The 22,553-nt window shown below is 63.2% G+C and carries 22 protein-coding genes; 4 read left to right on the top strand and 18 right to left on the bottom strand.

Annotated features, from left to right (window positions below):
• Positions 1 to 10 precede the first annotated feature (10 nt).
• Genes HX801_RS15180 through HX801_RS15190 form a run of 3 tightly spaced genes read right to left on the bottom strand, consistent with a single transcriptional unit; the run spans position 11 to position 2,546 of the window.
• Positions 11 to 913 carry a transporter substrate-binding domain-containing protein gene (locus HX801_RS15180; protein WP_177022319.1) on the bottom strand — a complete coding sequence of 301 codons (903 nt, stop codon included), beginning with the start codon at positions 911 to 913 and terminating at the stop codon, positions 11 to 13.
• Between the two features lie 27 nt (positions 914 to 940).
• Entirely contained in the window at positions 941 to 1,294 is a 354-nt protein-coding gene (locus tag HX801_RS15185; protein ID WP_177022320.1) for a RidA family protein, read from the bottom strand.
• Between the two features lie 10 nt (positions 1,295 to 1,304).
• Positions 1,305 to 2,546 (bottom strand): D-amino acid dehydrogenase, encoded by a 1,242-nt coding sequence (locus HX801_RS15190; RefSeq protein ID WP_177022321.1) that lies wholly within the window; start codon positions 2,544 to 2,546, stop codon positions 1,305 to 1,307.
• 108 nt (positions 2,547 to 2,654) lie between these two features.
• On the opposite strand from HX801_RS15190, the gene HX801_RS15195 reads away from it, so the two are divergent.
• Positions 2,655 to 3,557 (top strand): LysR family transcriptional regulator, encoded by a 903-nt coding sequence (locus HX801_RS15195; RefSeq protein ID WP_003216829.1) that lies wholly within the window; start codon positions 2,655 to 2,657, stop codon positions 3,555 to 3,557.
• On the opposite strand, the gene HX801_RS15200 is transcribed toward HX801_RS15195, so the two are convergent.
• Positions 3,552 to 4,169 (bottom strand): hemolysin III family protein, encoded by a 618-nt coding sequence (locus tag HX801_RS15200; protein ID WP_003216828.1) that lies wholly within the window; start codon positions 4,167 to 4,169, stop codon positions 3,552 to 3,554. The genes HX801_RS15195 and HX801_RS15200 overlap by 6 nt on opposite strands.
• Before the next feature lie 235 nt (positions 4,170 to 4,404).
• Here HX801_RS15200 and HX801_RS15205 point away from each other — a divergent pair, with 235 nt between their 5' ends.
• The 3 genes from HX801_RS15205 to HX801_RS15215 are packed head-to-tail and all read left to right on the top strand — an operon-like array spanning position 4,405 to position 6,465.
• Positions 4,405 to 4,971, top strand: a complete 567-nt coding sequence (locus HX801_RS15205; protein ID WP_134327457.1) for a chromate transporter — start codon at positions 4,405 to 4,407, stop codon at positions 4,969 to 4,971.
• The gene (locus HX801_RS15210; RefSeq protein WP_008434119.1) at positions 4,971 to 5,513 is read left to right on the top strand and encodes a chromate transporter; all 543 of its coding nucleotides are present in this window, start codon (positions 4,971 to 4,973) and stop codon (positions 5,511 to 5,513) included. The genes HX801_RS15205 and HX801_RS15210 overlap by 1 nt, the downstream gene beginning before the upstream one ends.
• A gap of 37 nt (positions 5,514 to 5,550) precedes the next feature.
• The gene (locus tag HX801_RS15215) at positions 5,551 to 6,465 is read left to right on the top strand and encodes a LysR substrate-binding domain-containing protein (RefSeq protein ID WP_003216822.1); all 915 of its coding nucleotides are present in this window, start codon (positions 5,551 to 5,553) and stop codon (positions 6,463 to 6,465) included.
• Between the two features lie 156 nt (positions 6,466 to 6,621).
• Here HX801_RS15215 and madM read toward each other — a convergent pair whose 3' ends face one another.
• The 14 genes from madM to HX801_RS15285 all read right to left on the bottom strand — a co-directional run bounded on the left by madM (position 6,622) and on the right by HX801_RS15285 (position 22,482).
• Entirely contained in the window at positions 6,622 to 7,386 is a 765-nt protein-coding gene (gene madM / locus HX801_RS15220; protein ID WP_003216820.1) for a malonate transporter subunit MadM, read from the bottom strand.
• A gap of 1 nt (position 7,387) precedes the next feature.
• Complete coding sequence (madL, locus tag HX801_RS15225) at positions 7,388 to 7,801, bottom strand: malonate transporter subunit MadL (RefSeq protein ID WP_003216818.1); 414 nt, start codon at positions 7,799 to 7,801, stop codon at positions 7,388 to 7,390.
• Positions 7,802 to 8,047: 246 nt separating this feature from the next.
• Complete coding sequence (mdcH, locus tag HX801_RS15230; RefSeq protein WP_177022322.1) at positions 8,048 to 8,953, bottom strand: malonate decarboxylase subunit epsilon; 906 nt, start codon at positions 8,951 to 8,953, stop codon at positions 8,048 to 8,050.
• The gene (locus HX801_RS15235; RefSeq protein ID WP_177022323.1) at positions 8,950 to 9,546 is read right to left on the bottom strand and encodes a malonate decarboxylase holo-ACP synthase; all 597 of its coding nucleotides are present in this window, start codon (positions 9,544 to 9,546) and stop codon (positions 8,950 to 8,952) included. Before HX801_RS15235 ends, mdcH begins: the two co-directional genes overlap by 4 nt.
• On the bottom strand, positions 9,540 to 10,316 hold the full coding sequence (gene mdcE, locus HX801_RS15240) for a biotin-independent malonate decarboxylase subunit gamma (protein ID WP_102604128.1): 777 nt from the start codon (positions 10,314 to 10,316) through the stop codon (positions 9,540 to 9,542). The genes HX801_RS15235 and mdcE overlap by 7 nt, the downstream gene beginning before the upstream one ends.
• Positions 10,313 to 11,155 (bottom strand): biotin-independent malonate decarboxylase subunit beta, encoded by an 843-nt coding sequence (locus HX801_RS15245; protein ID WP_177022324.1) that lies wholly within the window; start codon positions 11,153 to 11,155, stop codon positions 10,313 to 10,315. The genes mdcE and HX801_RS15245 overlap by 4 nt, the downstream gene beginning before the upstream one ends.
• Complete coding sequence (locus HX801_RS15250) at positions 11,148 to 11,447, bottom strand: malonate decarboxylase subunit delta (RefSeq protein WP_003216806.1); 300 nt, start codon at positions 11,445 to 11,447, stop codon at positions 11,148 to 11,150. Before HX801_RS15250 ends, HX801_RS15245 begins: the two co-directional genes overlap by 8 nt.
• The gene (locus tag HX801_RS15255) at positions 11,447 to 12,295 is read right to left on the bottom strand and encodes a triphosphoribosyl-dephospho-CoA synthase (protein WP_008434131.1); all 849 of its coding nucleotides are present in this window, start codon (positions 12,293 to 12,295) and stop codon (positions 11,447 to 11,449) included. The genes HX801_RS15250 and HX801_RS15255 overlap by 1 nt, the downstream gene beginning before the upstream one ends.
• Complete coding sequence (gene mdcA / locus HX801_RS15260) at positions 12,296 to 13,966, bottom strand: malonate decarboxylase subunit alpha (RefSeq protein WP_023659312.1); 1,671 nt, start codon at positions 13,964 to 13,966, stop codon at positions 12,296 to 12,298.
• Positions 13,967 to 14,293: 327 nt separating this feature from the next.
• Positions 14,294 to 14,722, bottom strand: a complete 429-nt coding sequence (locus HX801_RS15265) for a hypothetical protein (protein ID WP_003216800.1) — start codon at positions 14,720 to 14,722, stop codon at positions 14,294 to 14,296.
• Positions 14,685 to 15,314: a nucleotidyltransferase domain-containing protein gene (locus HX801_RS15270; protein ID WP_003216798.1), complete on the bottom strand. Its 630-nt coding sequence runs from the start codon at positions 15,312 to 15,314 to the stop codon at positions 14,685 to 14,687. The genes HX801_RS15265 and HX801_RS15270 overlap by 38 nt, the downstream gene beginning before the upstream one ends.
• Before the next feature lie 62 nt (positions 15,315 to 15,376).
• On the bottom strand, positions 15,377 to 15,703 hold the full coding sequence (locus tag HX801_RS15275; protein ID WP_023659313.1) for a DUF6124 family protein: 327 nt from the start codon (positions 15,701 to 15,703) through the stop codon (positions 15,377 to 15,379).
• Positions 15,704 to 16,193: 490 nt separating this feature from the next.
• Positions 16,194 to 16,649 carry a chemotaxis protein CheW gene (locus tag HX801_RS15280; protein WP_003213725.1) on the bottom strand — a complete coding sequence of 152 codons (456 nt, stop codon included), beginning with the start codon at positions 16,647 to 16,649 and terminating at the stop codon, positions 16,194 to 16,196.
• A complete protein-coding gene (locus HX801_RS15285) occupies positions 16,642 to 22,482 on the bottom strand; it encodes an Hpt domain-containing protein (protein ID WP_177022325.1) in 5,841 nt (1,946 codons plus the stop codon). Before HX801_RS15285 ends, HX801_RS15280 begins: the two co-directional genes overlap by 8 nt.
• Positions 22,483 to 22,553 lie beyond the last annotated feature (71 nt).

A 22,553-nucleotide genomic window follows, 5' to 3' on the forward strand; every position in this document is an offset into this window, starting at 1 on the left:
TTGCACTCCGCTACTCCACTGGGTCACTCACAGGCGTCGCAATAATCGCCTTCAACTCACTGGTCATCGGGAATTCCAGGTTCAAGCCCTTGGGCGGGATCGGCTGCTCAAACCAGCGCTGGTAAATGCCGTTGATCTCCCCCGAGCTGTACAGCCCGGCCAGGGTCTCGTTGACCACCGCGAGAAAATGCGGGTCGTCCTTGCGCACCATGCAGCTGTAGATTTCCCGCGACTGTTCTTCCCCGACCACCACCCACTTGTGCGGGTCCCTGGCCTTGGCGCGCTCGCCGTAGAGCAACGCGTCATCCATGTAGAACGCCGCCGCCCGTCCGGATTGCAGCATCTGGAAGGCTTCGCCGTGGTCCTTGGCGCTGATCACCGACATGTTCAGTTTGTGATCGACGTTGTAGCTCTTGAGGAACCGCTCGTTGGTGGTACCGGCAGTGGTGACCACGTTCTTGCCTTGCAGGTCGGCGAAGCTTTTGATGCCGCTGTCGTTGGCGGTCAGCAACTGGCCCTTCACGTAGATAAACCCGTAGGAAAACGCCACCTGCTTCTGCCGCTCGGCGGTCACGCCGGTGGAACCGCATTCCAGGTCCACGGTGCCGTTTTGCACCAGGGCTATGCGGGTCTGGGAAGTCACCAGATTGTACTTCACGTTGAGCTTCGGCACACCGGTTTTCTGCTGGATACGCTCGACGATCTTGTTCGCCAGCTCCACCGAATAGCCCATGGGCTTGCCGCTGTGATCCCCCACATAGGAAAACGGCACCGAGGCATCGCGATAGCCGAGGGTGATGCTCCTGGCGTTGGCGATCTTGCTCAGCGTGCCGTCCAAGGGGGCCTCGGTGGCATGGGCCTGAGCCCCCAACAACAGCCCCAGGGTGCAGCCGATCAACGTGATTTTTTGCATTGTTATTCTCCGTTGGTGGTTAAAGGTTCAGGTACGGCGCACTGCAATGACACTGATCTCGACCAGCACGTCCGGTCGCGCCAACTGCGCCTGCAACGTGGTACGCGTCGGTGCCTGCCCCGGCGATAGCCAGGCGGACCAGACTTCATTCATCGGCGCAAAACCCTCCTGGATATTGTTCAGGTAGATGGTCGCATTCAGCAGATGATCCTTGTCGCTGCCGGCCTCGGCCAGCAGTGCATCAATCCTGGCCAGCACCTCCTCGGTCTGGGTCTTCACATCGCGGCCTTCGCCCGGCACCTGGCCGGACAAAAACACCAGGTCCTGAAACACCACGGCGCCAGACAAGCGGCTGTTGCTGTTGATTCGGGTGATGGTCATCGAAATATCCTCAAGCGGCTCGGGGCGCGAAGCCCTGCATATCAATGGAAGTGGTGTGCCGGCCAATCAACTCGGCCAGTACCTGGCCGCTGCCGCAAGCCAGGGTAAACCCGAGGGCGCCGTGGCCGAGGTTAAGCCACAGGTTGCTGTAGGCGCTGGCACCAATCAACGGCACGCCGGTCGGCGTGGCCGGGCGCATACCGGCCCATTCGACCGCGTGCTGGTAGTCACCGGCCAGCGGGAACGTCTCAAGTGCCTGGCGTTTAATCAGCGCCAGGCGCTTGGGTTCCAGGCGGGTGTCGAAGCCGACAATATCCACCATCGCCGCCACCCGCAGTTGCTCACCGATGCGCGCGTAGACGATCTTGCGGTCGTAATCGGTGATGCTGATGTTCGGCGCCTGATGCTGCGCGCCAATCGGCACGCTCAGGCTGTAACCCTTGAGGGGATACAGCGGCAGCGACATACCCGGCAAGGCCAGCTCGGGGCTGCGGTGCCCGGCGGCCAACACCAGGTGCTGCACCGGCAAGACTTCACTGCCCATTTCGATAGCCTGCACGGCGCCTGCGCTGTGACGAATCGCCGTCACCTTGCGCCCCAACAGGAACGTGCAACGCCCCGACGCTTCAAGGCGCGCCGCCAGTTGCTGGCAGAACCCATGGCAGTCGCCGACCTCTTCATTGGGCGTATAGATGCCGCCGGCAAAACTGGCGCTGTCCAGGGTCGGTTCCAGCCGTGCGCAGTCCGCCGCCGAGAGCACTTGCTGTTGCAGCGGGTCGGTCACTTTATTCAAGGCGCGTTCATAGCTGTCGAGGCTGCGAAAGGTCACCAGCTTGCCGTTGCGCCGCCAGTGGAAACCGCCCAGTTGGTCTTCTTCACGCCAGCGTTGCAGGGTGCCCTGGCTCAAGGACGCCAGGCGCAGCAGGTGGGCCGCATTGCGCTGGTTCACCGAGCCACGACAAGCCCCCAGGAACGAGGCCATCCAGCGCCACTGCGCCGGGTCCATGCGCGGGCGCAGCTTCAGCGGCGAGTCACCGCGCAGCATCCAGCCGATGGCTTGCAACGGTACGCCCTTGTCGGCCAACGGCGCGACATAGCGGTAGGACAGTTGCCCGCCGTTGGCGAAGCTGGTCTCGCTGCCCAGGGTTTCCCGGGCTTCGACCACCGTCACCTGCATGCCGGCACGCACCAGCGCGTAGGCACTCGCCAGGCCGATAACCCCGCCACCGATGATGCAAACCTGCTGAGCCATGTGCGTCCCTTAACCGTGCGATGTCAGGCTTGAAGGTTAGAGGCAGGTGACAGCGGCGGGACAATGAATAAAGATGGGTCACCCATAAACAAAGGTTATGGACTGCCCATGCGCTTGCGTCATATCGAAATCTTCCAGGCCATCCGCCAGACCGGCTCCATCAGCGCCGCGGCTCAACTGCTGCATGTCTCGCAGCCGGCGGTGAGCAAGGTGCTGCAGCACGCCGAGTTGCAGTTGGGGTTCCCGCTGTTCCTGCGTATACGCGGCAAGCTGCAGCCAACCCCGGAAGCGCTGGCGCTGGAGCGCGAAGTCGACAAGGTGACCGAAAGCCTGCAAGGCGTGCGGCGCTTGGCGCAGAACCTGCGCCGCGAGCCGGGCCAGAGCCTGCGTATTGGCGCAACACCGGCGCTGGCCCTGTCGTTGCTGCCGCCGGCCATCCGCGAATGGACCCAACGCTACCCGGACATCGCCTGCGAGCTGTCCAGCGCCCACAGCCGCGAGCTGGTGCAAAACCTGTTGATGCGTGAGGTCGACGTGGCGCTGACCCTGCAACCGCCCGATCACCCGGGTCTGACCGCCCAGGCCCTGGCCCACGGCGTGCTGGTGGCGCTGGCGCCGCAGGGTTACTGGAAGGAAAACGAGCTGGGCAAACCGTTGCCGCTGATGGCCCTGGCGGGCGCGCCGTTGATTGGCCTGTCCAGCGCCGACCCGTTGTCGGCGAAGCTGGACAGCTACCTGGAAGCGGTCGATCCACCGCCACGGGTCAGCATCGCAGTGCAGACCTATTCCCTGGCCAGGGCCATGGTCGAATCCGGCGCCGGGCTGGCGGTGATTGATCCGTTCACCGCCCTCGGCGCATCACCGGCCACCACCTGCATTCGCCCGCTGGCGCCGCCGCTGCCAATCACCTTGTACGCCCTGACCCGCGCCGACGAACCGCCGCCGCATATGCTGGCGAGCCTGTTGGAGATCTTCGGCAGCCGGGCCCAGGAGCAATTGGACCGGCTATAACACGTACCCCATGATCGCCACGAAATGCAGCAGGCTGCCGCCAATCACGAACAAATGCCAGATCCCGTGGGAGTGCCGCAAGCGGTCCTCCAGGGCAAAGAAAATAATGCCCACGGTGTACAGCACCCCGCCCGACGCCAGCCAGGCAAACCCGGTAGGCCCCAGCGCAGCAATCAGCGGCTTGACCGCCACCAGCACAATCCAGCCCATCACCGCATAGATCACGATCGACAGGATCCGCGCCTCGGAGCGTGGCTTGATCTCCTGCAGGATGCCGATCACCGCCAGCCCCCACACAATCCCGAACAGCGTCCAGCCCCACGGCCCGCGCAGCGTCACCAGGCAAAACGGCGTGTAACTGCCAGCGATCAGCAGGTAGATCGAAAAGTGATCGACCTTCTGCATGATCGCTTTCTTGCGCCCGCGCACGCTGTGGTAAACGGTGGACGCGCTGTACAGCACCAGCAATGTGAAACCGTAAATGGCCACGCTGACAATCTTCCAGGGGTTGCCGTCCATACTGGCCACCACCAACATCCATACCGCACCCACAAAAGCCGCAACCGCCCCGAGCAAGTGGCTCCAGGCGTTGAATCGTTCCCCGTGATACATGTGTCACTCACCTCGAATAACGGTTATCACCTCGACCATTCTGACGTCACCCACCCAATATCAGGTAACAACCTTTCTTCATTTGCCCAAATACACATGCCGATGGATGATTCGCTTCATCCTGTGGGAGCTGGCTTGCCGGCGATAGCGGTGGGTCAGCAGCAGATGCATGTCTGACCCACCGCTATCGCAGGCAAGCCAGCTCCTACATAAAAGCCCCTCATCGGTAACGCCCATGGCCGACCTCGAACCTGCCCAGCCCCACCCGAGTCTGTGGCAATTGTTTTACAACTTCGCCATGGTCGGCCTGTTCGGCTTTGGCGGCGTGATGCCCTGGGCGCGGCAGATGATGGTCGACCGCAGGCAGTGGGTCAGCGAACAAGGCTTCAACGAGTTGCTGACCACCGGCCAATTTTTCCCTGGGCCGAATATCGCCAACGTCGGCATCATCTACGGTCGGCGCCTGCACGGTTTGCCGGGTGCGGTTGTGACCGTGGTCGGCTTGTATCTGTTCCCCTCGCTGATCACCGTGCTGGCCGGCTTCGCCTATGCCAAATGGTGGAGCCATGACGTGGTGCAGCAGATCTTCGGCGCGGTGATGCCGATCGCCACCGGGCTGATGCTCGGCACCACTCTGCGCCTGCTCAAGGCTATGCCCAGGACCCTGGCGAATTACAGCGCGTTCGTCCTGACCTTCGTGTTGATGGCGGTGCTGGTGCTGCCGTTGTGGATGGTCTTGCTGATCTGCATTCCCAGCTCGTTGGCCTTGAGCTTCATGGGCAAGCAGAAGGTGGCTGGCTGATGCAGAGCGTGCTGTTTCACCTGATGATCCAATGCGCGCTGTGGTCGCTGATGGCGATTGGCGGCAACACCGTGGCCCTGAGCGATATCCATCGCTACACCGTCACCGACATGAACTGGATCACCGACGCCCAGTTCGTCGCCTTCTTCGCCTTGTCCCAGGCCTTGCCGGGGCCCAATGGCATGTTCCTGGTATTTATCGGCCAGCAAGCCGCCGGGTTGCCCGGCGCCCTGGTGGCCCTGACCGCCAAGCTGGTGCCCTGCTCGGTGCTCACCTACTTCGGCGCCGGCTGGCTGGAAAAACACACCAAGACCCCGTGGGTGCAGCGGGTCAAAGGCAGCCTGCTGCCGATCTCCATCGGGCTGATCCTGGCCGCCAGCTACATCCTGATGAACAGCCTGGAAAACAACGCCACCAGCCTGGTACTGACCCTGGCCAGCGCTGCCGTGGTGTATTACACAAGGCTCAACGCAATCTGGCTGATCATCCTCGGCGTGGTGTTGGGCCTGTGCAGCGCATGGCTGGGAGTGAACTGGTTTTAGGGGCACAATCGACGGCATTCGAACAAGAGTCACGCCCATGCTGATCGACGAAGAGTTCACCCTCAAGAAGCTGGAAATCTTCCTGGCGTTCATGCGCACCGGCAACCTGGCGCGGGCGGCGGCTGAATTGCAGACCAGCAACGTCAGCGTGCACCGGGCGATCCACTCCCTGGAAAACGCCCTGCGCTGCCCGCTGTTCAAGCACGAAGGGCGTAACCTCACGCCGCTGGAAAGCGCCTATGTGCTGGAAGAGCGTGCGCAGAAGCTGGTGCAGGATGTGGTGGACAGTGTGCGGGTGACCCGCGAGGCCGCCGGCTTTTCCGCCGAGCGCTTCAAGCTGGGCTCGCTGTATTCGCTGACGGTGAAGACCGTGCCGCAGTTGATCATGGGGCTGAAGATTCGCCGCAGCGAGCTGAATATCGACCTGATCCTCGGCTCCAATTTCGACCTGCTGTACAAGCTGAAGAACATGGAAGTCGACGCGATCCTGATCTCCCTCGACGAGCACGCCAACGATCCGGACTGCGAGCAGATCGCGCTGTTTTCCGACGACATCTTCCTCGCCACCCCGGCCGATTCACCCTTCGACCGCGAGCAGGAAATCGACCTGGCGGACGTGCGCGACGCCACCTTCATCACCCTCACCCAAGGCTTCGCCACCCATCAGGATGGCAACCGCGTATTCAAGCAGGCAGGGTTCGAGCCGAAGGTGGCGATGCAGGTCAACGACATCTTCACCCTGCTGAGCATGGTCAGCTCGGGCGTGGGTTATGCGCTGCTGCCGGGGCGGATTGCGGCGGTGTATGAGAACCGGGTGAAGCTGATTCCCCTGCAACCGCGCTACCGTTTGCAGCAGCACATTGGCGTGGTGTTTCTGAAAGCCAAGGAGCGCGACCCGAACTTGCTCGCGCTGTTGGCAGAGTGCCGGATGTATGCGAATCGTCAAACCTGACAATGATCCCCTGTGGCGAGGGAGCTTGCTCCCGCTCGGCTGCGCAGCAGTCGTAAAATCAGCGCCCGTGTTGTTTCAGGATGAATGCATTGGGACCGCTTCGCGCTCCAGCGGGAGCAAGCTCCCTCGCCACAAAAGCGGTCGACACCTCTCGGGTCAGCCGACAATCCCGCGCACGATGAAGTACAGCACCGACGGCCCCAGCAAACACCCAAGCCCGGTGTGAAAGGTGGCAGTCAACGCGCCATACGGCACCAGCCGCCGGTCCGTCGCCGCCAGGCCTGCCGTCACACCGCTCACCGTGCCGGCCAAACCACCGAACACCATCGCCGAGCGCGGGTTATCCAGGCCCATCCAGCGTGCCGCCATGGGCGTGCCCACCATCACCAGGATCGCCTTGATCAACCCAGTCGCGATGGACAGCGCCACCACATCCGAGCTTGCACCCAACGCCGCCCCGGTCACCGGCCCGACGATGTAAGTCACCGCGCCCGCGCCGATGGTGGTCATGCTGATCGCATCGCGATAACCAAACGCCCAGGCGATACTCGCGCCCACAATAAACGGCAGCACCGTGCCCAACAGCAAGGCAATCGCACCAATCAAGCCGGCCTTGCGCGCCTCGGTGGCCTGTACTTCAAATGCCGTGGCCACGATGGCAAAGTCCCGCAGCATGGCACCGCCCATCAAGCCGATCCCGGAAAACAGCGCCACGTCCGCCAGGCCTTTCTGCCCGCCGGTCAAGGTGCCGCCCACCCAGGCCAGCACCAGCCCGATCACAATCGCGATGGCTGAGCCGTGGATGCGTCCGAAGGTCAGGCGCTTGGACAGCACCACCGAAATCCACATCACCACGCCAACAAATGCAAAGGCGGTGACCAAGCCGTTATTTGCCAGGCCTTTCTCGATGAGTTCCCACATATCAGCGACCTCCCGCGACAGGTGCAGCCGCAATCAGCGGCTCTTCATCGGGCAACGGTTCGCCCTTGTGCGTGCGGCTGATCAAGGCGATCGTGCAACCGCACACCACCACCGAACCAATCGCCGCCAGCACCGCCACCGGGCCGCCGTGCAGCGCGGTGACCACGTTCTGTTGCGCCGCCATCGCCACCACCACCGGGATGTACATGGCACCCCAGAAGCCGACACCCATCTCACATTCCTTGGTCATGCCGCCGTGTTTGTGCATCCACAACCGTGCGCAGATCAGCAGGATCATCGCGATCCCCACCCCGCCCACGTTGGATTTGACTCCCAGCAACACGCCGAGCATGTCGCCCAGAATCACGCCGGCCAACATGCAGATCGCCAGCAACGCCACACCGTAAATAATCATGATGGTTGTCCTCAAAGTGCTTCATCGAAATTGTTGTTTTTGTGCTTCGAAAGCCTTGGGCGGCAATGCCGATCCGATAAAGATGAATACCGTACCTGTGGCGAGGGAGCTTGCTCCCGTTGGGCTGCGTAGCGGCCCTGAAATCCTCGGAGCGCTGCGCACTCCAACGGGAGCAAGCTCCCTCGCCACAGGTCATTGGTGACCCGCTCTATCTCTTGACCGACCAGCATCAGCCTTGGTGGAGCTCTATCGGTGATGGTTTCCCTCCTCTCGCAGCAAGGCCTGCAAGGTGTCCAGGCGGGCGCCTTCGAAGGCGATGACGGTGCCTTGCTCGAACACCCGGCGCGCAAGGCCTGTAAGCACGGCACCGGGAGGCAGTTCGATATGCAGGCGCACACCGCGCTCGAAGGCGCTTTGCACGGTGCCGCGCCAGTCGACGATGCGGCACATGTTGAAGGCGAGGTCGTCGCGCAGGTGTTCGGTGTTGTGGATCGGCCGGGCGCGGGTGCTGCTCAGGTAGTTGATGCTCGGCGGTTTCAGTGTCACTTGGGCGAATGCTTCGGCCAGGGCCTCGGCGGGTTTTTCCAGCAGTACGCAATGAGACGGCACGCTGACGGCCAGGCGTTTGGCGACGCCGTTGCCGCGCACCAGATTGGCGACCGCCTTCATGGCCTCATCGCTGCCGGCGATGACCGTCTGGTTGTCGGCATTGATATTGGCCAGGTAAACCGGGGCTTGCGGGCTGTGGACCTGAGCAAGCAAGGCTTCGACGGTGGACAGGTCCGGGCCGATAAGGGCGGTCATGCCGTAGCCGTGGGGATACGCGTGTTGCATCAATTCGCCGCGCAGGCTGACGAGTTTCAACGCGTCGGCAAAGTCCAGCGAGCCGGCGATCACGGCGGCCGGATAGGCACCAATGGACAGGCCGGCGACGTAATCGGGGGTGTGTTCCAGCAAACGCGCACTGGCCACACCGGCAATCAACAGGCAGAGCTGCACGGCACGGGTCGAGGCCAGCGCTTCGGCAGAATCCAGGGTAAGCACATCCTCATTGAGGGCAGCACTGGCTTCGTCCAGCACCGCACGCGGCAATTGCTGGAGCATGCCGGGACGCTGGGCGCCCTGCCCCGGGAATGCCAGGAGGCTGCTCATGCCACGGCCTGCCAAGGATCGAGCACCAACTGCGCACCGCTGGCGCTCTTCAGCAGCACGCGACGCGAACCACCGGCCCATTCACGCAACGCGACCGCGCCAAACGGCGTTTGCAGTTGCAGGTCCACGGCGCACACCGCCGTATCCAGTATCGCCAGCAGGTCCTCTGCATCGCTGCGATCAAGGCGCTCGGGCGTGCGCAGAATCAAATCCAGATCGCTCTTGGCATGCAGCGCTTCGACGCCGCTGGCCAACTCGAAACCCGCACTGCCGGTGACGCCCCAACTCTCTCCCGCCAGCACCGGTTGCAACTGAGCGAGGGCCTGCAACGCCGGCAAATCCCTTGGCGAGATCACACCGCGCAGGTCTTCCGGCACCACGCGCCGCTGCACCGCCGCCATCGGCATCACGGCGGCGAAGCGCTGCTCGCGCAAGCGCCCGCGTACCCCCACCGCTACCTCGCCCGGCGACGCGACGGCACGCCGCACCACCACCGGATGCCCAGCGGCCAATGCTTCCAGCACCCAGGCCGGCGCATCAGCGGGCGCATGCGCCGGGGTCATGCCCCAGAGCAAGTCGTGAGCGTTCACCATTGCTCCCGCAGCAGTTGGCGCACGTGGCTGGAGGCCGCGCGGTTAGTGGCGCCCAGGCGACCGCTCAGGTCCCGACCGCCGGCCTGCACATCCTTGATCGCCTGCACCAGGCAATCGCTGACCCGCGCCACATCTTCGGTGGTGGGCTGCTCGATCTGGCTGACCGACAAGGTCTCCCAGAGCAAGCCGAGGCTGGCATAGCTGTCGATGTCATAGGCCATCGGCGGCACGCTGGCGGCCAGGGTTTCCAGCTCTTCAACACTGCGCAGGGTTACCCGCGCCGCCGAAGCCTTGCCCATGGCATGCACCATCACGCCGGGGTCGCGCAGGGCAATCAGGCGGTTGGCCTGGTAACCATGGGCGAGGAAGGCGCCGGACATCGCCTTGCCCACCAGCAGCGCGATCACCGGGTGACCGGCCAGGCGGGCACGGGCGTAGCTGTCGGCAGCGGCGGCCAATGCCTGGTGAATGCCCAAGGCCTCTTCGCGACGACCGTAGGCCTGGCTCGGCACATCCACGATGGCAATCAGCGGACGCTTGTCGCCGGTATCGATCGCTTCATCAACCGCCTTGGCCAAACCCCAGCCTTCCAGCAAACCGACTTCACCGTTGCGAGCGCGAGGGAAGCGGTTTTGCGGGTCGGTGACCACCGCGATAAAGCGCACTGGCTGATCACCGAGCACACCGTCGGCAACTTTCAGCGAGTTCGGCAAACCGCTCACTGGCGCTGCGTCGCCGCTCAATGCGTTGAACCACTGCAAACCTCTCATGAGCGTTCTCCCTGATACAGATCGCGAACCGTCGCCGGGTCGATTTGCGGTTCGGCGTTCAGTGCGGCCAGGCGTTCCAGATAGTGATCAACCTGACGGCTGCGCTGGTTTTCCGGCAAGCCTTGTTGCAGCAGTTCAGTGATCTGCTGCTGAATCTGCACCACGTCGTCGGCCACATACCGGTCGGCCAAGCCACTGTTGAAACGCTGCTCACCGCCGGTCAGGCTCCAGATGAAGGGCCGGTCACGGGAGTCGTATTCTTCAAGGCCGGCTTCCTGCTCGATCACCTGCGGGCCGTTCAGGCCAAGGCGCGCCTCACGGGTCACCAGCAGATAACTGCACAAGCCTGCCGCGATGGACATGCCGCCAAAGCAACCGACGCTGCCCGCCACCACGCCGATCACCGGCTGGTACTGGCGCAGGTCGACAATCGCCGCATGGATATCGGCGATGGCAGCCAAGCCCAGGTTGGCTTCCTGCAAGCGCACGCCGCCGGTTTCCAGCAGCAGGATGGCGCGCGTCGGGATGCCGTTGCGGTTGTCTTCAGCAGCCAACTCCAGTGCACCGGCCATCTTCGCGCCGCCGACTTCACCGAGACTGCCGCCCTGGAAATTGCCTTCGATGGCCGCGATGACCACCGGCAAGCCGGCGATGCTGCCCTTGGCGATCACCACGCCATCATCTGCCTGCGGCACCACGCCCTGGCGGCTCAGCCACGGCGACATGACGCGCTGGAACGGGTCGATCAGTTCGCGATAGCTGCCCGCGTCGAGCAAGGCCTTGGCCCGTTGCCGGGCGCCGAGTTCGACGAAGCTGTGTTTGTTCAGCAAGTCAGTCATGACCGATCTCCTCGAAGCCTTGCTCCAGGCGCAAGCGCACCACGCCGGGTGTGGCGCCGAAGTCGTGGATATCGATGTTCAATGCGGGGGGTGTCTGTTCCTGGAAGATCCGTTCGAACAGATGCTGCCAACGCAGCTGCGCACCGTTCACCGAGGTCTGCACCTGGATCGTCAGGGTGCCGGCGGTGCCCGGTTCCAGCAGCACTTCGAGGTCGCCGGAGCCGACGCAGCCTACCAGCGCGCGGCCCTTGGCGGGCTGCCCGGCGGGGAATTCAAAGGATAAGGTTTCCATCACAGCGCTCCGTCGAGGCGGTCGATAAACAGGCAGGCGGCCAACAGGTCGGCGGCGCCACCGGGGGAGGCATTCAGCGCCAGCAGTTGCTGGTCCAGCTCATGCAGTTGGCGGCGGCCGGCGAGGCTTGCGCTGCCGCCGGCGTCCAGTACGGCTTGGGCGCCCTGCTGCATGGCCTGCAAGCCTTCAGGACCGGCGCGGTAGAGCACGCAGGTGTCGGCCAGATCGGTCATGATCGCCAGCAAGGCGTCGAGGCGCGCGTTCTGTTCGCCGTGTTGCTGCAGGCGGCTTTTCTTCAGTTGGGGCAGGCCGCGTTGCAGCACCGACGGAAAGCCCAGTTGCGCCTCTTCGCGGGCACCGCGTGCGCCGTAGCGTTGTGCGACCTGGGCGCCGTGGCTCAGCGGTTGCGGTGCGTAACGGTCGTTGAGCAAGGCCAGGCGGGCGGCGCGCAACGTCACCGCGCTGGCAGTGCAGGATTCGGGTTGCAGTGCGGCGGCGGCGACTAACAGGCCGAGGGCCCAGATCGCGCCGCGATGGGTATTAACGCCGCTGGTGGTGACGAGCATCGCCTGCTCACCTTCGCGACCGATGCGCCCGAGGGCTTCACGCAGGGGCAAACCGACTTCGCCAAATTCGACAGCGGCCTCGGCCATTTCCTTGAACGCCGGCCACAGCGACAGCGCCGAGGCGTGCATCAAGCCGAGGTGCAAATCGGTATGGGCGCCGTTGCCGCGACGGTCTACCAGGGCGGGTTTCGGCGACAGGTCCGCCTCATCGATCAACGCGTCGACGGCCATGTCGGCCAGGCGTTCGGCCAGCGTCAGGTCGTGCAGTTTGAGTGCGTGCATTTACCAGCTCCTGAACTTGGCGGGCGGGTTGTACAAGCCACCGGACCACTCCACCAGATCGGCCACGCTCTTGGCGGCCAGCAGCTCGCGGGTGGCATCGGTGCGGCGGATGCCGAGGTCTTCGGGCAGCGCAATCAAGCCTTCGCGACGCATGCGTGCGGTGTCCTTGGGGTTGTGGCGCAAGCCGATGGCGGTCACCCCGGCCACGGCGGCGATCATCGCCTGGCGCTCTTCCAGGGAACGGGCCTTGTACAGGTAGGCGATGCCTTCTTCGGTGAGCAGGTGCGTGACGTCGTCGCCGTAGATCATGATCGGCGCCAGGGGCATGCCGCTTTTGCGGGCGACTTCCACCGCGTCGAGGGTTTCGACAAAGGTGGGTTTGCCGCCTTCCTGGAAGGTCTCGACCATCTGCACCACGAGCTTTTTGCCGCGTTCGAGCAAGGCCTCGGGAGCGTCGTCGTGGCGCATGTCGAGCCAGGCGGGTGTGCCATGGCGGCGACCGCGCGGGTCGTGGCCCATGTTCGGCGCACCACCAAAACCGGCGAGGCGGCCACGGGTAACGGTGGAGGAATGCCCGTCCCCATCGACCTGTAAGGTGGCGCCGATAAACAGGTCCACCGCGTATTGGCCGGCCAGTTGGCAGAACATTCGGTTGGAGCGCAGCGAGCCGTCGCGACCCGTGAAGAACACATCCGGCCGGGCGGCGATGTAGTTCTCCATGCCCAGTTCGGTGCCGAAGCAATGCACGCTTTCGACCCAGCCGCTTTCGATGGCCGGGATCAGGGTTGGGTGCGGGTTGAGGGTCCAGTTGCGACAGATCTTGCCCTTCAGGCCCAGGGATTCACCGTAGGTCGGCAGGATCAATTCGATGGCGGCGGTGTTGAAACCGATGCCGTGGTTCAGCGATTGAACGTTGTGTTTTTCGTAGATGCCGCGGATCGCCATCATCGCCATCAACACATGCACGGGCTTGATGTGGCGTGGATCGCGGGTGAACAGCGGTTCGATGTAGAAGGGCTTGTCAGCGACCACCACGAAATCGACCCAGCTCGCGGGGATGTCGACGCGCGGCAGGTCGGTGACGTCATCCACCAGTTGGTTGACCTGGACGATGACGATGCCATCGCTGAAGGCGGCCGGCTCGATCAGCGCGGGTGTGTCTTCGGTGCTCGGGCCGGTGTAGATATTGCCGGCGCGGTCGGCCATGAAACCGGCGGAGAGCACGACGTTGGGGATCAGGTCCACCACCAGCCGTGCATAGAGTTCGATATAGGTGTGGATCGCGCCGATTTCCAACAGGCCGTCTTCCAGCAACTGGCTGATGCGCAGGGACTGGGTGCCGGCAAAGGAGAAATCCAGCTTGCGGGCGATGCCCTTTTCAAACAGGTCCAGGTGCTCGGAGCGGCCGACGCTGGGCATGATCATGTGCAGGTCGTGGAGCTTGGCGGGGTCGGCCTTGGCCAGGGAGCGCGAGAGGAAATCGGCCTGCTTCTGGTTGTTGCCTTCCAGAACCACGCGGTCGCCGGGGAGGATCAGGGCTTCCAGGGCTTCGACAATGCGCTCGCTGGGGAGCACGGCGCCATCGGCGAAGGATCGCACCAATGCGAGGCGGCGCTGCTTCTCATCGCGCCGCCGCGTCCAGCGCGAGTCGGGGGAAGTTGTTGTTGTCATGGTCGCTCCACGGGATTTGCTGTCGTGGGCTGTACCTTAGGAGGGTATTGGGGGGGCATCAATCAAGCTGGGCGGTGAACCGTTACGATTGGAGTAATGGTTAATTAGCAAATGCTGAGGCTCGGGCTCAACACAGTTCAAATGTGGGAGCGGGCTTGCTCGCGAATGCGGTGGGTCAGTAGATAAATCGGGTACTGACACACCGCATTCGCGAGCAAGCCCGCTCCCACATTTGCTCAGCGCTGTTCGGGAGAACGTGCGCAGAAGTCCCAAAATGGGAACGATCAGTCCCTTTTTGGGACTGATCTCGCTTCATCACCCAAGCCGCTATTTCTGGTTAGTCACCCACTGTTCGACCTCCTTCAATAGCGCTTGAGTATGCGCAATCAGTTGCTCCAACAACCCCTCATCCTCATCCATATACCCTTCATATTCCGCCAGGTTGCGGCGCTCGTGGCATAGCGCAAACAGTCTTACCTGAACCTTGTTGGCTGCGGTGGTATGAAGCAGGCATTGGAACACCAGATAGCGCTTGTCCGAGCGATAGCCGTGCAAGCGCAAGGCTGTGAGGGCGATTGCGTGGGCCGCGTTGTAAGCCAAATCAAAACGGCTGGCGAAAGATAATTGCGGGGTTTTGGCGTCCTTCAATCGATCACGGGCAGAGCGCATCAACCCATCACATTCCGTGCGATCCGGCGGCTCAGCCTTCAAGCCACCACTACGTTGCAGGTTCTCCAGGTTTGCCTTGCTGTCCATCCTTGGACTCCACGGGGTTTTCCCCAATCAGGTTGATCTTGTCCTGCTCCGCCACCCGCTGCACAAAACTATGACCGGCATTCCATTTGCCGATCCAGTCTTCGGGGGTATAGAGCGTCGGGTTGATGGTGCGGCCCAGTTGCTCTTCCAGCGGCATGAGCTGCTCCATGACTTCACTGTAGTTGAGGCTTTCGCCGATCAGCATCAGATCTATGTCACTGGATGAGTGCGCCTCGCCCTTGGCGATGGAACCGTAGATAAATGCCCACTTCAGTTGCGTGGCAAATGGAGCCAGTGCGTTGCGCAATGGCTCATCCAGGCTCAGGGTCTTGCGCACGATGGCCAACAGCTCCGAGTAAACGGGGCACTGCGGGTTGGCCTGGTAGTGGGTTTGGTTGCCCTGGCGCGTCACCGTCAGGATGCCTGCCAACTGCAAACGCTCCAGCTCGCGGGTCAGGCTGCCCTTGCCCACCTTTGCCCAGCGGGCGATTTCATTGGTGAAGAAGCTATGGTCGGGCTTGCCAAAGAGCAAACCCAAGACTTTCTGCTGAGTCACGGTGAATAGCGCAGTGCTAAGGGGCAGGGTTTGCATGGCAGCGACCGAAGAGTCCCAAAAAGGGAACGATAGGTCCCTTTTTGGGAACGATCAAGTTTTTAGGCTGCGCAAGAAGGAGCAACCTGCTCCAGTGCCTGATCAACCAGTAACTGCCCCAGCTCACTCATCTGCTGAATGGCCAGCACCACGCCGCGCTGGGAACCTTCCAATTCAAAGGCCAGGTTGGAAGTCAGGGCGTTGAGTGAGGCAAAGGTTTCAGAAGCGTTGGCCAGCAGGGCTTCGGTGGATTGAGAGGGGGTGACGGTAAAGAGTGAAGATGAAGCCGAAGTCGGAAAGTAATGATCCATCGCACGCTCGGCGGCGGCCTGGAGTTTGCGGTGTTCGATTTCAGCGTTGTGGGGCGGATTGGGGGTAGGTTTGAACATGATGTGCAGCTCCGATATGTATTAGGGAAGCTGACACCGTCCGCTTGCACGCGAATAAGGTGGCAGCTGTGCGCAGGTGTGCAAGACCGGGCATATCGGACCCCGGCAGACCCCAAGGGATCTCCCACGCACAGCCGCCATAAGAAATACAGCAGGCATAAAAAACGCCCGTTGAATGGCTATGGGCGTTGGTGCGCCGACATGTAACCGGACTTGCACGTCCGTGTCACCGTTTTTTGCGATGACGGACGAAGACTAGGCGCGATCGCAGGGCACAACAAGTTCATGCACAGCGCGAGAGGTTGCAGGAAAAATCCGACTGTAAAGCGCACGCCGATGCGATCGTTCCCACGCTCTGCGTGGGAATGCATCCCGTGACGCTCCGCGTCACCACAGCGCAAGACTTGAGCCTTGCATCGCCAGTTGGACGCAGAGCGTCCGAGGCTTCATTCCCACGCGGAGCGTGGGAACGATCATCAACATGTGTAGCTCAGGCCAATCCGGCCTCGACCAACAACGCCTCCAATCCCATCAAGTCCGGCACCCTGGCCACATGCTCCCCCACCTGCACCGCCGCCAACTCCAGCGGGCACAACGGCACGTCCACATAACTCAACTGGCTATCGAGCTTGTACGAGCGCGGAATCCCCTGGATCACCAACGCAATAAACTTCAACGTCGGCCGTCCTCCGAGGGTGTTCAACACCACAATCCGTGCCCGCTCTCCCACCACGCCCGACTCGCCACACGCGGCCTCAAAGCTGATCAACGGCAACTGCCGATCCCGCCAGGTAACCTGCCGCAAATACCACGGCGGCGCATCACTGGCCGGTTCGCCGCGCTGGAAGTCGATCAGCTCGGCCACGGCGACGTTGGGCAACAACAGGTGACGGTCGGCCAATGGCAGCAGCAAGCCGGTGAGTTGAGTTGCGCGGTGATCAAGCACGGGACTTGCTCCAGTAAGCGATGCTTTCCAGCAGCACCGACTCTTGATAAGGCTTGCCGAGGTAGTCGTTGACACCAATCGCCATCGCACGATCACGGTGTTTTTGCCCGGTGCGGGAGGTGATCATGATGATGGGCATGCGCATCAGCCGCGGGTCGTCGCGCACCTGGATGGCCACTTCGAAACCGTCCATGCGCGGCATTTCGATGTCGAGCAGCATCAGGTCCGGGGTGTGCTCTTCCAGCACGGCCATGGCGTCGATACCGTCCTTGGCGGTGAGCACGTTCATGCCGTTGCGCTCCAACAGGCGGCTGGTGACTTTGCGCACGGTGACCGAGTCGTCCACCACCAGCACCAGCAGCGGGCGCTTTTTCAGCGGGTCGTTGAGGATCAACGGAGCGTCCGCCGCCTGGGCCGGCAACGCCGGTGGCCGCGCGCGGATATGCGCCATCAGGTCGATGATCAGCACCACGCGGCCATCGCCAAGGATGGTTGCGCCAGACACGCCCTTCACCCCGGCAAACTGCGGCCCCAGGCCCTTGACCACGATCTCCCGGGTGCCGGCCATGGCGTCCACTTGCACCGCCACGCGCCGTTCGTTGCATTGCACCAGCAGCACCGGCAGCGGCTGGTACTGGCCCAGCAGGTTCGGCCGGCCGACGGTGTGCAGCAGGTCGCCGAGGTAGAACAGTTCGTAGCGTTGGCCGGCGTATTCGTAGCGCGGCGGGTCCTGCTGATAGTGCCCTTCCAGCTCATGGGGCATGACCCGCACCAGCCCTTCGATGGTGTTCAGCGGGATCGCATATTGATCGTCGGCACACTGCACCATCATCGCCCGGTTGACCGACACGGTGAACGGCAGGCGAATGCGAAAGTGCACGCCCTCTCCCGGCGTCGAGTCGATGACCATCGAGCCGCCCAGCTGGCGCACTTCTTCATGCACCACGTCCATGCCCACGCCACGCCCGGAAATCTGGGTGATTTTTTCGGCAGTGGAAAACCCCGGTTGCAGGATGAACTGCAACACGTCGCGGTCGCTGATTTCCAGGTTGGGGTCGAGCAAGCCACGCTTGATCGCCTTGCGCCGCACGGCTTCAAGCGGCACGCCGGCGCCGTCGTCGCGCATGTCGAAAACGATGTCGCCGCCTTCGTGGGTCAGGTCCAGGGTGATGCGGCCTTTCTCGGGTTTACCGGCCAGCAATCGTGCATCGCGGGATTCCAGGCCGTGGTCGACGGCGTTGCGCAGCATGTGTTCCAGCGGCGCGACCATGCGCTCCAGCACGTTGCGGTCCATCTCGCCTTCGGCATTGCCGACGATAAATTCCACGTCCTTGCCCAGCTCGCCCGCCACCTGCCGCACGATGCGTTTAAGCCGTGGCAGCATGCGTTCGAAAGGCACCATGCGCGTGCGCATCAGGCCTTCCTGCAACTCGGTGTTGATGCGCGCCTGTTGCTGCAGCAGGTTGTGGGCATCCTGGTTGCGGCGGTCGAGGGTTTCCTTGAGGTCGAGCAGGTCGGAAGCCGATTCGAACAAGGCCCGGGACAGTTGTTGCAACTGGGAATGGCGGTCCATTTCCAGCGGGTCGAATTCTTCGTAGCCCAGGCGTTCGGCCTCGGCCTGCTGGCGGCTGAGGATGCGGCCCTGGGTCTCGGTGTCGAGGCGGCGCAGTTGATCGCGCATACGCTCGATGGTGGTTTCCACCTCGTTGAGGGCAACGCTCGCATCGTTGACCTGCTGCTCGATACGCCCACGGAAGATCGAAGTTTCACCCGCCAGGTTGACCAGGTCATCCAGCAAGTCGGCAGAGATCTTCACCATGTCGGCGGCCGGATCGCTGGCCTGCACCGCCTCGGTTTTGGTTGCCGTCAACGCCAGCGGTGCGTCCGTCACTTCAGCCGGACGCACCAGGCTCTTGATGCGCTCGATCAGCAGGTCCACCGAGCCCACCGGCATGCCCGCCGCCACCGCATCGATCATCTGCGCCAGGCGGTCGTGGCAGCCTTGCAGCAAGGCGAACAGCTCCGCCGAGGGCGCCAGCAAACCTGCCGACAAGCCCTCATAGAGAAACTCCAGCTCATGGGCCAGGTCGCCAATCGGGCCGATCTCGACCATGCGAGCGCCGCCCTTGAGGGTGTGCAGGTCGCGCAGCAGTGTCTCGACTTCCTGGCGATTTTTCGGCTCGGCCTGCCAGCGCAACAGCGCGGCGCCGGAGCTGTCGAGGATGTCGGCGGCCTCTTCGAGAAAGATATCCAGCAGCTCGGGATCACTGCCCGGCGTCTCGACTTCGGCGGCCGCTGCGGGCGCCGCTTGTCCGGTGCCTTGGCGCAACTCACGCAAGTGGCTGATCAGGTCGGAGGAGTCGCTCAACGGTTGCTGGTGTTGCAGTTGCTCAAGCAACAGCGCCAGCCGCTCATGACTGGCCATCAACACATTGGCCAGCTCGCTGGAATAGCTGTAGCGACGGTCCACCAAACCTTCGTAAAGGTTTTCCAGCTCAAGGGCCAGGTCGCCCACCGCGCCGATTTCAGCCATGCGCGCGCCACCCTTGAGGGTGTGCAAATCCCGCTGCAACGATGACAGCGGCGCTGCGTTATCCGGGTCCAGCAGCCAACGCTTCAAGGACTGGCCGGCGCTGTCGAGGATGTCCACCGCTTCCTCAAGGAAGATCTCGACGATCTCGTCATCCACCGCAAAACCCTGATCGAGCTTCGCCGTAGCGGCGCCCAGCTCGGAGATGCTCAGCGCGCGGCTGCCATCGGTCTTGATCAAGCCGGTGGCGGACGGGTCGAGGCCTTCATCCAGCAGCTCGCGCAGGGCGCGTACCCGGGCCGGCGCCGCGCTGATTTCCTGGCCGGCGGCCAGTTGGTCGAGCATGTTGATCAGGGCTTCGTGGGCCTGTTCGGCCTCGTGGAAGAAGCGCTCGCTGACCGCCAGGCTGCTTTCTTCCACTGCGCCGTAGAGGTCGAGCAAGGCTTCGCACAATTCGTCCATCGGGTGCAGGTCGGCGAGGTGCGCGCCTTCGCCGAGGGTGGTCAGTTCGTCCAGCAGCGCGCTCAGTTCCTGGCGTTCGCCGGGGTGCTGTTGCCAGCGGCGCAGCAGGCTTTCGGCGTCCAGCAGGATGTCCATGCCCTGGGCCAGGAAGTTGGCGATCAACTGCGGGTCGCGCTTGATCCGCAGGCCGGTGTTGGGCGCATTCAGCAAGGCTTCAAGCTGGCTGTTCAGCAGGTTTTGCGTGCGCTGGATCAGCCCTGCTGCACCATTGATGGCCGCGTGAGGGTCACTGTCCAGCTGGCGCACGCCGCGCTGGAACAACGCTTCGGCCTCCAGCAGCAATTCGATTTCATCCAGGTCCAGCGGCAGGCGGTGGGCCTTGTATTCGCGGGTCAGGTGATCCAGCGGGCGCGCCAGTTCGGCGATGGGCAACACACCGGCCATATAGGCGCTGCCTTTGAGGGTGTGCAGTGCGCGTTGCAGGTCATCACTGACTTGCAGCGGCAGGTGCTCGGTGGCCTGTTGCAGGAAGCGGTTGAGGCTGTCGAGGTGGCTCTGGGCTTCGTTGCGGAAGATTTCCAGCAACTGCGGGTCCAGGGCGGCCGGGTCTGTGGCCGACGGTTCGACACGGCTGGCCAGGGCGTGCGCCCGCGCCGCCAGTTCGTCTACGTCATCGCGCTGGCGCTGGGCATTGTCGGCAAAATCGGTGATCAGCTCCGGCAGCAATTCCAACACGTCATCCAGCACTGCTTGCACATCCGGGCCCGGCGCGACGCTGCGTTCCAGCACGCGGTTGAGCAGGTTTTCCACGGCCCAGGCCAGCTCCGCCAACACCAGGGCGCGCACCATGCGGCCACTGCCTTTCAAGGTGTGGAAGGCGCGGCGCATTTCGCTCAGGGTGGCCTTGTCTTCCAGGCTGGCGGTGCCGGCAGGCACATAGCGATGCAGCACGTCGAGGACTTCGGCGGTTTCTTCGAGGAAGACTTCCCGCAGCTCATCATCGATGGCTTCTTCACCGGCGGGCGGCGGCAGCAGGCTGCCGGGACGCTGGAGTGCCGGCGGGTTGAGGCGCGAGGTGGGGCTGGCCAACGCATCGGCGAGGAACGGGGTTTGCTCCGTGGGCGTGTCACCCTGCTCAAGCAGTGCCTGGCGCCAGGGTTTTTCGGCCGGCAAATAGCCCAGCGCGGCCAGGCCTTCAGCGGCGACTTCCAGCACCCGTTCGCCCGGGGCGTCGTGGTCCTGGAGCATGCGTTCCAGGTAGTACTCGAGGCTGGTGAGCACATCGGCAAAATGCTCAAGCTGCGCCTCGGAAGGTGCGGCGTCGCCGACCATCAGTTGCTCGTTGACGTAGTCATTGCAGCCACGCATCAGGCTCGCCGCACGGGGCAGCGGAATCATCGCCAGCGCGCCGCGCACCTGGGTCAGCAACTCGGGCAGCGACTCCAGGCGCTGGCGGTCCCAGTGAGCCTCGATGCAGTCGATCACCAGCTCTTTGGCCTGGGTCAGGCACTGGCAGGATTCGCGGATGACGAGGTGGTGGATCTGCGTCAGGTCGGTGGTAGGCAGGCGGCTTTCTTCGCGGCGCTCCGGCTCGACAGTGCCGACCATCCCGGCCAGCGTGGCCTCGACGTAGAGCAACGCACCGGCAACGTCCATCAATACCGCATCGTTGGGTTCGCGCTGCCCCTGGGCCAGGCCGAGTACCACCGCCAGTTGGTCGATGATCACTTTGCGCGGCTGGCCGAAGCCCAATACCGCCAGGGTATCGGCGATCTGCCGCAGCGGCGCCAGCAACGCCTCAAGGTCCGAGGCGTGCTGACGGTCGCTGCGTACGAACAGGTCCAGGCGTTCCTTGACCCGCACCAGCTCCTCGCACAACGCGCCGAGCACCGAGCCCATCGCGTCGCGGTCCGGGCCGGCCAGGCGGGCGCGTTCGGCGTCCACCACGGCGCTGTCGGGCAAAGCTTCATCGAGGCCATATCGTTCTTTCAAACTTTGCATCCGTGGAGTCGGTCGGGTGACTTTGGCGACGTAGAACAACAGGCTCTTGAGCAGCTCATCCGGGGCCGGGGTGTTGATGCCGTTGATGCCCTGGATCAGCAGGCGCTTGAGTTGCTTGTCGCAGGCCTTGAGCAAACTGCGTAACGCCGGGCTGTTGGCAACCACGCCAATGAGCATGCCTTCCACCAGCGCCGAGGTGACCTGCCACAACGGTAACAGCGGCGCACCATGGCACAGGGCTTCGAGGCGGGCGAAGACCCGCGCCATGTCTTCCAGGTTGCTGGGGCCGTGGTCTTCGCGCAGCAAACCGACCAGCGCCTGTTGCAGCATCTGCCGCCACTGGCGCAGCAGCTCGGGGAAATCCTCTGGCGTGCGCTGGGCCAGGGCGTCTTCGGGCAGCGGCGGGATCACCAGCAGTTGCGGGCTGAACAGGCTGGTTTCCGAGAGCAGGCTTTCGCCGCGCACGCTGCGCAGGTCGTTGAGCAGCGGCAGCACTACCAGGGGCAGGTCGCGCCGGGCGCTGTGTACGCGGTCGAGGTACAGCGGCAGTTGGCCAAGGCCCTGTTGCAGCAGGCGAATGCCTTCGTCGCGCTGGCTGACGCGCGCGCCTTGCAGGGCGAGGGCCAGTTGTTCCATTTCTTCAGCGAACAGGGCCGCGCCGTAGAACTCGACCATCAACAGGCTGCCATGCACCTGATGGATGCATTCCAGGCACTGGCCGATGGCCTCGCTGCTGCTTTCTTCAACATAGGCGTCCAGCGCCGAGCGGGCCTGTTTCAGGGTTTCGGCAATTTCGCCCTTGACCCATTCGAGGGCCACGTAGTCGTGCCGATCAACCATAACCGCTCCCGTCTGAATTCATGAGTTGCTGGTACTGCTGAGTCATGCGTACACCGATCTCAAAACAAAGG

The sequence above is a fragment of the Pseudomonas sp. G1002 genome (assembly GCF_013385455.1).
Classification (GTDB): Bacteria; Pseudomonadota; Gammaproteobacteria; order Pseudomonadales; family Pseudomonadaceae; genus Aquipseudomonas.